This is a genomic window from Polaromonas glacialis (assembly GCF_000709345.1).
Classification (GTDB): domain Bacteria; phylum Pseudomonadota; class Gammaproteobacteria; order Burkholderiales; family Burkholderiaceae_C; genus Polaromonas; species Polaromonas glacialis.
Window position 1 is genome coordinate 3288961 of record NZ_KL448323.1, and the last position, 13814, is coordinate 3302774.

At 65.1% G+C, this 13814-nt stretch carries 13 protein-coding genes and 1 pseudogene; 6 read left to right on the forward strand and 8 right to left on the reverse strand.

What is annotated here, in order from left to right; genetic code table 11:
- From EC86_RS29970 to EC86_RS0116135, 3 genes and pseudogenes are all read right to left on the reverse strand, one after another.
- A pseudogene (locus EC86_RS29970) lies at positions 1–347 on the reverse strand (FAD-dependent oxidoreductase); the annotation flags it as partial.
- Between the two features lie 256 nt (positions 348–603).
- Positions 604–2451 (reverse strand): aldehyde ferredoxin oxidoreductase family protein, encoded by a 1848-nt coding sequence (locus EC86_RS0116130; protein WP_029526790.1) that lies wholly within the window; start codon positions 2449–2451, stop codon positions 604–606.
- A 12-nt stretch (positions 2452–2463) separates the two neighbouring features.
- A complete protein-coding gene (locus tag EC86_RS0116135) occupies positions 2464–2940 on the reverse strand; it encodes a 4Fe-4S dicluster domain-containing protein (RefSeq protein ID WP_029526791.1) in 477 nt (158 codons plus the stop codon).
- Between the two features lie 282 nt (positions 2941–3222).
- On the opposite strand from EC86_RS0116135, the gene EC86_RS0116140 reads away from it, so the two are divergent.
- Positions 3223–4848 carry a DUF4394 domain-containing protein gene (locus EC86_RS0116140; protein WP_051675990.1) on the forward strand — a complete coding sequence of 542 codons (1626 nt, stop codon included), beginning with the start codon at positions 3223–3225 and terminating at the stop codon, positions 4846–4848.
- 69 nt (positions 4849–4917) lie between these two features.
- On the opposite strand, the gene gntR is transcribed toward EC86_RS0116140, so the two are convergent.
- Positions 4918–5943 carry an HTH-type transcriptional regulator GntR gene (gene gntR / locus EC86_RS0116145; protein WP_029526793.1) on the reverse strand — a complete coding sequence of 342 codons (1026 nt, stop codon included), beginning with the start codon at positions 5941–5943 and terminating at the stop codon, positions 4918–4920.
- A gap of 183 nt (positions 5944–6126) precedes the next feature.
- Between gntR and EC86_RS0116150 the strand changes: the two genes are divergently transcribed.
- From EC86_RS0116150 to EC86_RS0116170, 5 genes are all read left to right on the forward strand, one after another.
- The gene (locus EC86_RS0116150; protein WP_029526794.1) at positions 6127–6636 is read left to right on the forward strand and encodes a gluconokinase; all 510 of its coding nucleotides are present in this window, start codon (positions 6127–6129) and stop codon (positions 6634–6636) included.
- Positions 6633–7145, forward strand: coding sequence for a TRAP transporter small permease subunit (locus EC86_RS0116155; RefSeq protein WP_029526795.1), 513 nt, complete (start codon positions 6633–6635; stop codon positions 7143–7145). Before EC86_RS0116150 ends, EC86_RS0116155 begins: the two co-directional genes overlap by 4 nt.
- Before the next feature lie 4 nt (positions 7146–7149).
- Entirely contained in the window at positions 7150–8442 is a 1293-nt protein-coding gene (locus EC86_RS0116160; RefSeq protein WP_029526796.1) for a TRAP transporter large permease, read from the forward strand.
- A 57-nt stretch (positions 8443–8499) separates the two neighbouring features.
- Positions 8500–9519 (forward strand): TRAP transporter substrate-binding protein, encoded by a 1020-nt coding sequence (locus EC86_RS0116165; RefSeq protein ID WP_029526799.1) that lies wholly within the window; start codon positions 8500–8502, stop codon positions 9517–9519.
- A gap of 317 nt (positions 9520–9836) precedes the next feature.
- Positions 9837–10058, forward strand: coding sequence for an HP1242/YdcH family protein (locus EC86_RS0116170; protein WP_029526801.1), 222 nt, complete (start codon positions 9837–9839; stop codon positions 10056–10058).
- A 21-nt stretch (positions 10059–10079) separates the two neighbouring features.
- On the opposite strand, the gene EC86_RS0116175 is transcribed toward EC86_RS0116170, so the two are convergent.
- The 4 genes from EC86_RS0116175 to EC86_RS0116190 are packed head-to-tail and all read right to left on the reverse strand — an operon-like array spanning position 10080 to position 13781.
- Positions 10080–11000, reverse strand: a complete 921-nt coding sequence (locus EC86_RS0116175) for a ribokinase (RefSeq protein ID WP_156955339.1) — start codon at positions 10998–11000, stop codon at positions 10080–10082.
- Positions 11000–12295 (reverse strand): TRAP transporter large permease, encoded by a 1296-nt coding sequence (locus EC86_RS0116180; RefSeq protein WP_029526805.1) that lies wholly within the window; start codon positions 12293–12295, stop codon positions 11000–11002. Before EC86_RS0116180 ends, EC86_RS0116175 begins: the two co-directional genes overlap by 1 nt.
- A complete protein-coding gene (locus EC86_RS0116185) occupies positions 12292–12762 on the reverse strand; it encodes a TRAP transporter small permease (protein WP_051675992.1) in 471 nt (156 codons plus the stop codon). Before EC86_RS0116185 ends, EC86_RS0116180 begins: the two co-directional genes overlap by 4 nt.
- An 11-nt stretch (positions 12763–12773) precedes the next feature.
- A complete protein-coding gene (locus tag EC86_RS0116190; RefSeq protein ID WP_029526807.1) occupies positions 12774–13781 on the reverse strand; it encodes a sialic acid TRAP transporter substrate-binding protein SiaP in 1008 nt (335 codons plus the stop codon).
- Positions 13782–13814 lie beyond the last annotated feature (33 nt).

Genomic DNA, 13814 nt, shown 5'->3' on the forward strand with positions numbered 1-13814 from the left:
GGAGGGGGGGGGGGGGCGGGGCGGGAGCCGGTGGCGATCAAAAGCCGGTCGTAACTGAGGTTTTCGCCCGTGCTGAGTGCTACGCTTTTAATAGCTATATCCACAGACACAGCGTGCGCAAACAGCTGATTTATCCTTGAATCAGCAAAATGCGACGGCGTTTTGCGCAGGTAGGTGCCCGCCTCGTCGATGTTGCCCATCAGCAGGTAAGGAATCGCCATGCGCGAGTACGGCGGCTCGGCCTCGTCGCCGACCAGCGTGATGGTGTCTTGCGGCGCGTGCTTGCGAATGGTTTCGGCAGCAATCACACCGGCCGGGCCGGCGCCGAGGATGACGTGGTGGGTCATGGAATCTGTGTCTCCGACGATAAAAAGGGCGTAGTTGCGACGCAAGGCTAAGCGACAGGTGTGGGGGCGGCCCTTCCCTGCCATCAGGGGCCGCGGAACCGGCTTTGCCGGGCCGCAGGCTGCAGGCTGCGGCTCCGAGCCCGCCTGCGCGGGATTGGACAGCCTGCAGATGCGCTGCCTCTGGCAGCGTGGCGCCCTGCAAGGGCAGCGGCCCCCTCGGGGGGCAGCGCAGTACGCGCAGCGACAAGCGTGGGGGTCACAAGCTCAGCCGTTGGCGGGTTTCAGCCGTCGGCACGCCTTCGGCATCCCAGCCGCGCGCGGCATAGTACTTGGGCAACATCTCGGCCAGCATGTTGACCTTGCCCTTGGCCGGGCCGGTCTTGGCGGCTTCCGTCAGCAGGCGTTTGGGCAGCGAATCGTCGGCCTTGGTGAAGCCCGCGGCGTTGTTGAACTCGCGCTCCATGTTCCAGATGCGCTCGCCGATTTTCTCCAGTTCCTCGGTCGTGAACTCCTCGCCGCAGGCGGCCTGAATCTGCGGCGCCACATCGGCCAGGCCCCAGGCAAACGAGGTGAACACGCAGATCCCGGCCGAGTCGAACGCCGCCGTCGCATCCTGGAAGGCTTTCACCAGTTCGGGCTTGCCTTCGTGCTCGAGCGGATCGGTCTTGACCGGAATGCCCAGCACTTCGGAGGCGATGGTGTAGCCGCGCAGATGGCAGCCGCCCCGGTTGGACGTGGCATAGGCCAGGCCGATGCCCTGGATGGCGCGGCCGTCGTAGGCCGGAAACTCCTGGCTCTTGGACGACATCGACAAATCCGGGTGGCCGTACCGGGCCGTCAGGCGCTTGGAACCCTGGCCGATTTCCTTGCCAAAGCCCCGGCCGTGGATGGTTTCCTCGGCCAGAAAGGCCAGCGCCTGGGCCGAACCAAAGGGTGCCTCGATGCCGAGCTGCTCCTTGGTCAGCACGCCCATTTCATACAGCTCCATCACCGCGCCCAGCGTGGCGCCAAAGCTGATCGGGTCGATGCCTTCCTCGTTGCACAGCATGGTCACGTATTGCAGCGTTTCCAGGTCCTTCACGCCGTTGGCCGCGCCCAGCGCCCAGGCGGCTTCGTATTCCAGCCCGCCCGATGCGCCCCAGTACTGCGGCTTGTTGGCCACGGTGAAATGGCCCTTGTCCATCTTGCTGATGCGCCCGCAGGCAATCGTGCAGCCGAAGCAGGCCTGGTTGGTCAGCAGCTGCGCCTTGCCGTCGGTTTCGCGCGGCGTGGCCATGGCTTCGGCCGAGATGTCTTTCGCGCCCTCGAACTGCACATCCTGGTGGTTGCGCGTGGGCAGGCCGCCGACTTCGTTGATGACGTTCATCAGCACCTGCGTGCCGTAGGTCGGCAGGCCCTGGCCGGTGACGGCGTTGTCGTGCAGGATTTTTTTCTTCTCGTAGGTCACCTTCATGAAGGCTTTCGGGTCGCGGATGTTGCCCACGCCCCTGGTGCCGCGCACGGCAATCGCCTTGAGGTTCTTGCTGCCCATCACCGTGCCCACGCCCGAGCGGCCGGCGGCGCGGTGCAGGTCGTTGACCACGGCCGCATACAGCACGCCGTTTTCACCGGCCTTGCCGATGCACGACACGCGGATCTGCGGGTCCTGCAGGCTCTTCTTGATCAGCGGCTCGGTCTCCCAGACGCTTTTGCCCCAGAGGTGGCTTGCGTCGCGCAGCTCGGCCGTGTCGTCGTTGATGTAGAGGTAGACCGGCGTCGGCGACTTGCCTTCGAAGATCACCATGTCCCAGCCGGCCATTTTCAGCTCGGCGCCCCAGTAGCCGCCCGAATTGGAGCAGGCGATGGCGCCGGTCAGCGGGCTCTTGGTGATGACGGTGTAGCGCCCGCCGGTCGAGGCCATGGTGCCGGTCAGCGGCCCGGTGGCCCAGATGATCTTGTTGCCCTCCGACAGCGGATCGACTTTCGGATCGACTTCGGACACCAGGTATTTGCTGCCCAGCCCGCGCGAGCCCAGGTAGCTGCGCGCCCAGTCCATGTTCAGCGGTTCGGCGGTGACGGTACCAAGCGTCAGGTTGACGCGGAGGATTTTTCCAGCCCATGACATGTTCGTGGCTCCTTAACTGGCCGAAGGCTGGTTGCCCAGCTTGTCGGCCCATTGCTGCATCCGGCCCAGGCCGGTCCAGTTGGCGTCGATGAAGGTGATGGCCGCTGTCGGGCAGGCTTCGGCGCAGGCCGGCTCGCCGCCGCACAGGTCGCACTTTTGCACCTTGCCCGTTTCCTGCACATAGTTGATGGTGCCGAACGGGCAGGCGATGGTGCAGACCTTGCAGCCGACGCAGGTCGATTCGTTGACCACCTTGGCGCCGGTCGCCTTGTCAACGGTGATGGCCTCGACCGGGCAGGCGTGCAGGCACCAGGCCTCGTCGCACTGGGTGCAGGTGTAGGGCACCTTCTTGCCGGTGTCGTGGAAGTCGAACACCTTGATGCGCGACTTGGCGGGGGCGAAAACGCCGTAGTTCTCAAACGAACACGCCATCTCGCACTGCAGGCAGCCAGTGCATTTTTCGGGGTTGATGTGCAACACCTTTTGCATGAAGAAAGCTCCTTGGGTAATGGCACCCAACGATGCCTTGCCTATGAATGAAACTGCATAGCCATTGTTGGATTCAACCCGTCTTGCGGTCCTGCGTATTAACCCGAATAGCGGACCTGTTTTTCACTTTCGCGGCCCTGTGAAATTCGACGGGCTTGTGGCAGCACTGGTAACGGGAAGTAATGCCGCCCGGACAGGTGCATCCAAATCCAGGCCTCACGGGTAGGACTCAGGTGGCGTGCCCAAACGCCACCGCCTTTCAACCTTTTTAGGAGCCTCACCATGCAAACTTCCCGCGCTTTCTTTGTCCCGGCCCTGCTGGCCGCCGCCGCCCTTGCCGCCTGCGGCGGCGATGACGACAATGCCACCCCCACGCCAGCGCCCGTTCCCGTGGCTGTCGGCGACACTGTGGCGCTGACGGTGTCCGGCAATGTGCTGTCGTTCGACCGGGCAACGCCCGCCACGCTCAAGGGCTCCATCGCGGTGTCCGGCCTTCGCCCCGATGAAAAGCTGGTCGGCCTGGACATGCGCCCGGCCGACGGGCTGCTGTATGCGCTGAGCAGCCAGGCGCGGCTGTACACACTCGATGCGGCCACCGGCGTGGCCACCTTAAAGGCCGCGCTGACAGCGGCCACGGGCGACGACAACCCTTACACCGCGCTCACGGGCAGCCAGTTTGGCGTGGACTTCAACCCGGTCGCCGACCGGCTGCGTGTCATCAGCGACAGCGGCCTGAACCTGCGCATCGACGTCACGACCGGCGCTACCACCACCGACGGCGTGGTCAACGGCCCGGCGGCCGCGATCACCGCAGCCGCCTACACCAACGCCGTCGCCGGCACGGCCACGACCCAGCTTTTCAGCCTGGACGCTGCCGCTGGCCAGGTCTACCTGCAAGACCCGCCCAACAACGGCACGCTGACCGCGCCGATCGCGCTGGGCAGCACGTTCACCGGCGCCAACGGCTTTGACATCGACGCGCGCAGCAACACCGCTTATGCCGCCCTGACCAGCGGCGGCAGCACGGCGCTGTACACCGTGCCGCTGGCGGCAGGCAGTGCGGCGGTTCGCATTGGCACCATCGGCAGCGGCGAGGCACTGGCGGGCCTGGCGCTGATGCAGCCCACGACGGTCAAGGTCTATGCGCTAACCGAAGGCAGCCGCCTGGCCAGCTTTGACCCGGCCACGCCCACCACGCTAACGGCCAGCGTGCCGGTCAGCGGCCTGGTCACGGGCGAGTCAGTGCTGGGTATTGACTTCCGTCCCGCCAACGGCAAGCTCTATGCGCTGACCAGCACTGCGCGCCTGCTGACCGTGGATGCCGATACCGGCGCCAGCACCGTGGTTGCCACGCTCAGCACGGACGCCGCCGACACCACGCTGCCCTATACCGGCCTGGGCAATGCGGCACGCTTCGCGGTGGACTTCAACCCGGTGGCCGACCGCCTGCGCGTGGTCAGCGACAGCGGGCTGAATCTGCGCATCAATGCCGACACCGGCGCAACCACGACCGACGGCGCCATCAACCGCGCAGGCGCAGCGCCCGTGGTGGCTGGCGGCGCCTACAGCAACAGCTTTGCCGGCGCGCGCGGCACCGAGCTCTATGACCTGGACGCCGCCAGCGCCGTGCTGGCCCGGCAAAACCCGCCGAACGACGGCACGCTGGTCAACGTCGGCGCACTGAGCGTGCCGTTCGCCGGCGCGGCGTCGATGGACATTGCCGGCGGCGCCAACGGCCTGGTGCTTGCCGCCTTACGAACGGGCGCCACCGGCCCGTACACGCTCTACACCGTGTCACTGACCACCGGCGCGGCCACGCTGTACCGCAACACCACCGGCGACGCCACGCGCTCGCTGATTGGCGGCAGCGCCGGGCCGTCGGTGCTTGACATTGCGATCAAGTTTTAAGCCAAATCAGTCGTTTGCGCAAAGTGGGCGGGCGCAAAGAGCTATCATTTCAATAGCATTGCGGCGGTTTCAGGTGCTCGCCCGCACCACCAGTTCGTAGCCCAGATCGACGCACGGCGCGGCCACGGTGTCGCCGTTCATCAGCGACAGCAGCATGCGCGCCGCCGCCATGCCGATGTCGGCGCGCGGCGTGCGCACCGTGGTCAGCGTTGGCAGCATCTGGTCGCTGCCGGTCAGGTCGTTGAAACCGGCCACGGCCACGCGCTGCGGCACGGCAATGCCCAGGCGCAGCGCCGCCAGCAGCGCGCCCTGCGCCAGGTCGTCGTTGCAGAAGAACACCGCGTCCACGCCGGGCTGCTCGCGCATGATCCGTTCGAACATCTGCGCGCCCAGCGCGATGGACGAGGGCGCCGGGTCCAGCCATTCCAGTGCCGCGTCGTGCAGGCCGGCCGCCCCCAGTTCGCGGCGCCAGCCACCCAGCCGCTGCAGCGTGCGCGCATCGAGCTGCGCGGCGGCAAAGGCAATGCGCCGCCGGCCGCGCCCCAGCAGGTGCCGGGTCATCTCGGCGCCGGCTTCCAGCTGCGAAAAGCCGACGCTGTACACGCCGGGCGCGCCCGACATTTCCATCAGATGCACGCAGGGCACGCGGCTTTGCGCGATCAGTGCCCGCGCCGCGTCGCTGCGCTCCAGGCCGGTCACCAGCAGGCCGGCCGGGCGCTGCAGCAGTTGCTCGCGCAGCAGCAACTCCTCTTCGTCCAGGTTGTAGTGCGTCACGCCCATCAGCGTCTGGTAGCCGGCCGGGCGCAGGCTGCGCTGCACCGCCTCAAACACATCGACGAACAGTGCATTCGACAGCATCGGGATCAGCACTGTGACATGCGCGCTGCGCTGCGACGCCAGCGCGCGCGCCGCCGGGTCGGGCACATAGCCCAGCGTGCGCGCCGCCGCGCGGACCCGCTCGACCAGCACCGGATCGACGGCGCGTTCGCCACGCAAAGCGCGCGACACGGTGATGGGGCTGACGCCGGCGGCCTGCGCCACGTCGGCCAGGGTGACGCGGCCGGTGGCGCGGGGGCGAAGGCGGGTTGCGGTCATGAATCCTAGGGAAACTACTGAGAGAAGGGGGCTGATACTCGCATAGGATAGCGCTATCCAACGGTGACCGCCAGCCGGACAATCCCTGAGACGCCCTGATCGGCGGCTTTTTAGAACAGGGTTGTCCCGGCAGTCGCCTTTTATTTCGACTCAACAGGACAGCGCTATCCAAGGCTTTGACAAATGACAGATTCCCTCGTGATCATGGGTGTGGCCGGTTGCGGCAAGTCCAGCCTGGGCGCGGCCGTGGCGCAGGCCACCGGCCTGGCGCTGGTCGAAGGCGATGACTTCCACAGCCCGGCCAGCCGCGCCAAGATGAGCCAGGGCATCGCCCTGACGGACGCCGACCGCGACGGCTGGCTGGGCGTGCTGGGTGATCAGCTGCGCGGCCATCCCGAAGGCCTGGTGCTGACCTGCTCGGCGCTGAAACTTTCCTACCGCGAGCGCCTGCGCCAGGCCGCGCCCGGCCTGCGCTTCGTCTTCCTCGACATCAGCCGCGAAGAGGCGCAGGCCAGGGTGGCCGCGCGCGCCGCCGAGCATTTTTTCTCGACCACGCTGGTGGACAGCCAGTTCGCCACGCTTGAAAATCCCACGGGCGAGCCGGGCGTGCTGCGCGTTGACGCGCTCAAATCGCTGGCCCAGTTGCAGGCCGAGGTCACGGCATGGCTGGGCGCTAGCAAGGAGCAGGCATGAGCAATGAAATCCTGATCGAAGCGCCCAAAAGCCGCTTCCAGCGCATCAGCAACACGCTGCTGGCCATCTGCCTGGGCGTGATGGCCGTGGCGGTGTTTGTCAACATCGTGCTGCGCTACGGCTTTGGCAGCGGCCTGCCGGCGAGCGAAGAACTGTCGCGCCTGCTGTTTGTCTGGATGGTGTTTATCGGCGCCACCGCCGCCTATCCGGCCGGCGAGCACATGGCCTTCACCAGCCTGGTCGGCATGCTGAAAGACCGGCCCGCGCTGTTCCTGGGCATGACGCTTTTCATCCGCCTGCTGGTGCTGCTGGCCTGCGCGTTGATCGGCTGGGGCGCCTGGCAACAGGTGGTGGTCGGTTATGGCAGCCATTCGGTGGTGCTCGGCTATTCGACGGCGCTGCTGCCGCTGCCGGCCTTTTTGTGCGCCGTGGCCATCGGCCTGATGGCGCTTTTCGAGATCTTCCAGCGCACGCCGCTGGACCTTGGCCACAACGTGGAAGTCGAGTAAAAAAATGAGCAACGAAGGCCTCGCTTTTATCGTTTTCTCCGTCGGCATGCTGGCGCTCATGGGCATCGGCATGAACATGGGCCTGGCGCTGGTGCTGACCGGCGCCGGCATGGCCTGGGTGCTGGACTTCTGGGACACCCAGCTGCTGGCGCAGAACCTGGTCGCCGGGGTGGACAGCTTTCCGCTGCTGGCCGTGCCCTTCTTCATCCTGGCCGGCGAGCTGATGAACTCGGGCGGCATCAGCCAGCGCATCATCGCCATGGCGCAGGCCTGGGTCGGCCACATTCGCGGCGGCCTCGGCTATGTGGCGATTGGCGCGTCGGTGCTGATGGCCAGCATGAGCGGCTCGGCGCTGGCCGACACCGCCGCGCTGGCGACCATCCTGCTGCCCATGATGCGCAGGCAGGGCTACCCGATGCACACCTCGGCCGGGCTGGTCGCCTCGGGCGGCATCATCGCGCCCATCATTCCGCCGTCGCTGCCCTTCGTGATCTACGGCGTGACCACCAACACCTCGATCTCGTCGCTGTTCCTGGCCGGCATCGTGCCGGGCATCATCATGGGCGTGGGCCTGATCGTGGCCTGGAAGCTGGTGCTGCGCAACACCGACCTGCCCGAGGGCCAGCCGCTGCCAATGAAGGAACGCCTGCGCGCCACCGCCAAGGCCTTCTGGGCGCTGTTGATGCCGATCATCATCATCGGCGGCATGAAGACCGGCCTCTTCACGCCGACCGAAGCGGCCGTGGTGGCGGCGTTCTACGCGCTGTTCATCGCCCTGTTCGTACACCGCGAAATGAAGCTGCCCGAGGTGCATGGCGTGCTGGTGCGCGCCGCCAAGACCACCGCCATCGTGATGTTCCTGTGCGCCGGCGCGCAGGTCGCCAGCTACATGATCACGCTGGCCGACCTGCCCAGCACGCTGACCGGCTGGCTCGGCCCGCTGGTGGACAGCCCGCGCCTGCTGATGGCGGTGATGATGGTCGTGCTGGTCATCGTCGGCACCGCGCTCGACCTGACGCCGACCATCCTGATCTTTGCGCCGGTGATGCTGCCGATTGCGGTGAAGGCCGGCATCGACCCGGTGTATTTCGGCCTGATGTTCGTGCTCAATGGCGCCATCGGCCTGATCACGCCGCCGGTCGGCACGGTGCTCAACGTGGTGGCTGGCGTGGGCCGCATGCCGCTGCACCAGGTGATACGCGGCGTGAATCCGTTTTTGATCACCTACACGCTGATCCTGTTCATTTTCGTGCTGTTCCCCCAGATCGTCACCGCGCCCGTCGCGTGGATGCGCTGAACCTTTTCCAATTTTCTCAACGTTCCCACTTTTCCCATAACTCCAGGAGACTTCACCATGACATTTATTCGTCGAACCGTTATCGCTGCCGCCGCCGCTGCGACGCTCGCCGCCTCGTTTTCCGCGCTGGCGCAGGACATCAAGCCGCGCCTGATCCGTTTCGGCTACGGCCTGAACGAAGCCAGCAACCAGGGCCGCGCCGCCAAGGTGTTTGCCGAGGCGGTTGAAAAAGCCTCGGGCGGCAAGATGAAGGTGCGCGCCATCGGCGCCGCCGCGCTCGGCCCGGACACGCAGATGCAGCAGGCCTTGATTGGCGGTGCGCAGGAAATGATGGTCGGCTCGACCGCCACGCTGGTCGGCATCACCAAGGAAATGGCGCTGTGGGACACGCCCTTCCTGATCAGCAACACCAGGGAAGCCGACACGCTGCTCGACGGCCCGATTGGCGACAAGATCAAGGACAAGCTGCAGGAAAAAGGCCTGGTCGGCCTGGTCTACTGGGAAAACGGTTTTCGCAACCTGACCAACAGCAAGCGCCCGGTCACCAAGGTCGAGGACATGGACGGCATCAAGCTGCGCGTCATGCAGAACAACGTGTTTCTGAACAGCTTCAAGACGCTGGGCGCCAACGCCATTCCGATGGCCTTTTCCGAACTCTTCGGCGCGCTGGAAACCAAGACGGTGGACGGGCAGGAAAATCCGTACAACACGATTTTGTCGAGCAAGTTCTATGAAGTGCAGAAGTACCTAACCGTCACCAACCACGTCTACAGCCCGTGGATCGTGCTGGTCAGCAAGAAGTGGTGGGACCAGTTGTCCAAGGCCGAGCAGAAGGTGTTGATGGACGCCGCCAAGACCAGCCGCGACTACGAGCGCAAGGATACGCGTGAGGAAGCATCCAAAGCCATGGCCGAACTCAAGGCCAAGGGCATGCTGGTCAATGAACTCTCGCCTGCAGAAGCCGAGCGCATGCGCAACAAGCTGACCGGCGTGTATGCCCAGATCGGCACCGAAGTCGGCATGGACCTGTGGAACGAAACGCAGAAGGAACTCACCCGGATTCGCGGCACAAAGTAAACGCCGGGGCGGGCGGGCAGGTGTATTGCAAAAAATCACCGGCGCGCCAGACCGGACTGGCGGACGACCCGCAACCCGCTATTGAATAAATAGCTGCTTGCACAAGCGGGTATTGCGGAAACGATCTTTTTTACCTGAAATCATGTTTTTCAGGTGATACCCGCCCGCTGAAGCAAGCCGGTGATCGCCCTTCATGCGCAGGGGAACAAGCACTGCAAGCGCCAGCCCAGTGGCCGCTTATAGTTGCCACACCTCGCGTTTGCGGCCCTTCTTTTCAATGGGCCGGGCGCGGGTTGTTTTTATCAGGAGTTTTTTTTATGTTTCCCGAATACCGCGACCTCATCACGCAACTGAAAACCACCGACGCCCATTTCACCCGGCTGTTCGACGAGCACAACGCCGTGGACCAGCAGATTTTGAACATGGAGTCGCGCATCGAGCCGGCCACGTCCGAGGAGATCGAAGTGCTGAAGAAGGAAAAGCTGCAGCTCAAGGACCAGATTTACGTCATCCTGAAAAAGGCTGAAACCGAAAGCTGAACGCTTTCAAGCCGCTGCGGTTCAAGCCAGCAGGGCCGCCACTTCGGCTTGCGTCGGAATGCCGGTGATGGCCCCATGCCGCGTCACCGACAGCGCGGCGGCCGCGTTGGCCCACTGCATCGCCCCCGGCAGCGCCTCGCCACGCGCCAGGGCAGCTGCCAGCGTGCCGGTGAAGGTGTCGCCGGCGCCTATGGTGTCGGCCACCGGCATGGCGCGGCCCGCCAGATCGACAGGCGCCTGGCCGCGCTGGTAAAGCCGGCATCCCGCCGCGCCCAGCGTGACCAGAACGCTGCGCGTGCCTCGCGCCATCAGCAGCGCAGCGGCCGCATCGACAGACCCCGCGCAGCCGGGTCCAGCCAGATCAAACAGTTCGCTTTCATTGGGCGTCAGCACATCGACCAGCGCCAGCAGTTCCTCGGGCAGCGGCCGCGCGGGCGCGGGATTGAGCACGGTGATGGCATTGGCCTGCCGCGCCAGCCGAAAGGCGGCAAGCGTGACCTCGACCGGCACTTCGCACGACGCAATCACGACCCGGCAATGCGCCAGCAGTTCCGCCGCCGCCTGCGCATGCCTTGCGCCCAGGCCAGCGCCCGCGCCCGGATACACGGCAATGCTGTTGTCGCCGTCGTCGTACACCCATATTTGCGCCACGCCGCTGCGCTCTCCAAGCGCGCACTCGACATGCCCGGTCGCAATGCCTTCGGCGTTCCACAGGTCCATGCCCATGCGGCCGAAGTCGTCGTCGCCGATGCGCGCGATCAGCGCCACGCGGGCGCCCTGGCGCGCTGCGGCCACGGCGGCATTGCTGCCCTTGCCGCCGGGGCTGATGCTGAAGGCGCTGGCCATCAGCGTCTCGCCGCGCGCGATGGGGCGCGCCACACGCGAAATCAGGTCGGCATTCCAGCTGGCGACGCAGACCACGCAGCAAGGTTCGGCCGCCATCATGTGCCTCCGTAACCCATCAGGTTCGGCAGCCACAGCACGATCTGCGGAAACACCGTCATCAGCACCAGCGACACCAGCAGCACGCCGATGAACAGCCAGGCTTCCCGGATCATGCCCTTGAGCGACACGCCGGCCAGCGCGTTGATCACGAACAGCAACATGCCGAACGGCGGCGTGACCAGCCCGATCATCATGTTCACGGCCAGCACCACGCCCAGATGCACTAGGTCGATGCCCAGCAGCTTGGCGGTCGGCAGCAGGATGGGCACCAGCACCAGCAGCATGATGGAGGTGTCCAGAAAGCAGCCGAGCACCAGGAACAGCACGTTCACCAGCAGCAAAAAGCCCAGCGGCGACAACTCCATGCCGGTCAGCCATGCCGCCACCAGCCCGGGAACATTCTCGGCCGTGAAGGCATAGTTGATGACAAAGGCCGAGGCAATGATCAGCGTGACCGACGCGCTGGCCTTGGACGATTCGACCAGAATCTCGTACAGCCGCTTCCAACTCAGCGCCCGGTAGACGATGCTCGCCAGGAACAGCGCGTACAGCGCGGCCACCGACGCAGCTTCGGTCGGCGTGAAAATGCCGGTGTAGATGCCGCCGAGCAGCACCACCGGCAGGGTAAGCGGCAAGATGCCGCGCAGCAGGATGCGCGGATAGGCATTGAGCGCAATCTTCTCGCCGCGCGGCAGGTTGCGCTTGACGGCGACGAACTGCACCCCCAGCATCAGCGCCACGGCCATCAGCAGGCCGGGAATGACGCCGCCCAGGAACAGCGCCCCCACCGACGCGCCCGACACCATGGCATAGATCACCAGCGGAATCGACGGCGGAATGATCGGGCCGATGGTCGATGACGCCGCCGTCAGCGCGCCGGCAAATTCGGCGCTGTAGCCGTTTTTCTGCATCATGCGGATGCTCACGATGCCCGGCCCGGCCGCGTCGGCAATGGCGCTGCCGCTCATGCCCGAGAAGATCACGCTGACGATGATGTTGACGTGCGCCAGCCCGCCGCGCACGCGGCCGACGATGGCCAGCGCAAAGTCAAACAGCCGCTCGCTGACGGTGCCCGAGTTCATGACCGACGCCGCAAAGATGAACAGCGGCACGGCCAGCAAAATGTAGCTGTTGTACAGGCCGTTGAGCACCTGCTCGGCCACCAGCCCCAGGTCCTGGCGCTTGAACACCAGGTAGGACACGCCACTGATCAGCATGCCAAAGCCGATCGGCAGGCGCAGCACCAGCGTCACGACCAGCATGCCGAGCAAAACCATCAAAGCCTGGCTCATAGCTGCTCCTTCCAGTTGCGTCCGAGCAAACGGACAAACTTGACGATGTATTGAACGCCGATAACGGCCACGAACAGCACGAAGGGCGCAAACACATAGGAAAAGGGAATGTCCAGCACCGGCGTTTTCTCGCGGTGCATGAAGCGCACATAGTCAAACGCCTCGGGCAGCAGCCACAGCAGCAGCCCGCCCGTCAGGGCAGCGCCAATCAGGCCGAAAATGCGCTGCCCGCCGGGCGGCAGGGCGGCATAGACCAGGTCCAGCATGACATGCTCCTTTTCCTTGAGCAGCGTGGCCGCGCTCCAGAACACCATCAGGATGTATAGCACCACGATCAGCTCGTCCGACCAGGCCAGCGGCCGGTTGAACAGGAAGCGCATGCTGACCTGCACCACGAACACCAGAAACAGCAGGGCGAAAACGGCCGCAGCCACGCCTTCGGCGATACGCCGTGAACGCTCCAGCATGGATGTCTCCCTTATTTGGTCTGGTTCACGCGCTCAAGCAGGCCCTTGGGCCAGACCTTGGCGTAATCCGAGTTCTGGTAGGTGGCCTGGACCGACTTGCGAAACGCATCCACGTCCGGCGTGGTGACCTGCAGGCCCTGCTGCTTGAAGAAGTCCACCAGCTGCGACTCCTCCTTGATGCGGTTCTCGTTGTTGTAGCTGGACGCCGCCTGCGCCGCCGCCGTGACCTTCTGCTTTTGCGCCGGGGTCATGGCGCCCCAGGCCTTGTTGGAAATCGCGATGAAGATGCCATCGACCAGATGGCTGGTCAGCACGATCTGCTTGGTGACCTCGTAGAACTTGGCCGCGCGCACCGAAGGCAGCGGATTGTCCTGGCCGTCGATGGTGCCGGTCTTCAGGCCCAGATACACCTCGCCGAAAGCCAGTGGCGTGGCGGTGGCGCCCAGCGCCTCGCCCAGGAACAGCCATTCCTTGGTGCCCGGCATGCGCAGCTTCACGCCTTTCAGGTCGGCCGGCGTCCTGACGTTGCGCGCCTCGCGCAGGTTGACCTGGCGGGTGCCCAGGTAGACGGTGGACAGCGGCGTCACGTCCATCTTCTCCGCCACGGTCTTGAAAAGTTCAGCGCCAATCGGGCCATTGAACACCTTTTGCTGGTGCTCCGGGTCGCGAATCACATAGCCCGCCGTAAAGATCGAGAACTCGGGCACCAGCTTGGCGATGTCGAAGGCCGAGATCGACGACAGTTCCAGGTTGCCGCGCGCCATGGCGGCCGGCTCGGTGCCCTGCTTGAACAGCGAGGCGTTCAGGTTGATCTGCACGTCGAATTCGCCGGGTGCGGATTTTACAAGGTTGTCCTTGAACACGGTCCACATCTTGGCGTGCCAGTCGTCGGGCACGGCCGGGGTCGAAACGCGCAGCACCACCTTGTTCTGGGCCTGCGCGGCGGGTAGCAGGGCGCCAATCATCACAACGGCCGAAGCGGTGGCCAGCAGGGTGCGGCGAAGCAGGGAATGTTTCATGGTTGTCTCCTAGTCGTTTATCGGTTGGCTAAC

Bases quoted from the DNA above. Each gene is read 5' to 3' on its own strand.
- EC86_RS0116130 (WP_029526790.1), bottom strand. From the start codon at position 2,451: ATGTCATGGGCTGGAAAAATCCTCCGCGTCAACCTGACGCTTGGTACC.
- EC86_RS0116135 (WP_029526791.1), bottom strand. From the start codon at position 2,940: ATGCAAAAGGTGTTGCACATCAACCCCGAAAAATGCACTGGCTGCCTG.
- EC86_RS0116140 (WP_051675990.1), top strand. From the start codon at position 3,223: ATGCAAACTTCCCGCGCTTTCTTTGTCCCGGCCCTGCTGGCCGCCGCC.
- gntR (WP_029526793.1), bottom strand. From the start codon at position 5,943: ATGACCGCAACCCGCCTTCGCCCCCGCGCCACCGGCCGCGTCACCCTG.
- EC86_RS0116150 (WP_029526794.1), top strand. From the start codon at position 6,127: ATGACAGATTCCCTCGTGATCATGGGTGTGGCCGGTTGCGGCAAGTCC.
- EC86_RS0116155 (WP_029526795.1), top strand. From the start codon at position 6,633: ATGAGCAATGAAATCCTGATCGAAGCGCCCAAAAGCCGCTTCCAGCGC.
- EC86_RS0116160 (WP_029526796.1), top strand. From the start codon at position 7,150: ATGAGCAACGAAGGCCTCGCTTTTATCGTTTTCTCCGTCGGCATGCTG.
- EC86_RS0116165 (WP_029526799.1), top strand. From the start codon at position 8,500: ATGACATTTATTCGTCGAACCGTTATCGCTGCCGCCGCCGCTGCGACG.
- EC86_RS0116170 (WP_029526801.1), top strand. From the start codon at position 9,837: ATGTTTCCCGAATACCGCGACCTCATCACGCAACTGAAAACCACCGAC.
- EC86_RS0116175 (WP_156955339.1), bottom strand. From the start codon at position 11,000: ATGGCGGCCGAACCTTGCTGCGTGGTCTGCGTCGCCAGCTGGAATGCC.
- EC86_RS0116180 (WP_029526805.1), bottom strand. From the start codon at position 12,295: ATGAGCCAGGCTTTGATGGTTTTGCTCGGCATGCTGGTCGTGACGCTG.
- EC86_RS0116185 (WP_051675992.1), bottom strand. From the start codon at position 12,762: ATGCTGGAGCGTTCACGGCGTATCGCCGAAGGCGTGGCTGCGGCCGTT.
- EC86_RS0116190 (WP_029526807.1), bottom strand. From the start codon at position 13,781: ATGAAACATTCCCTGCTTCGCCGCACCCTGCTGGCCACCGCTTCGGCC.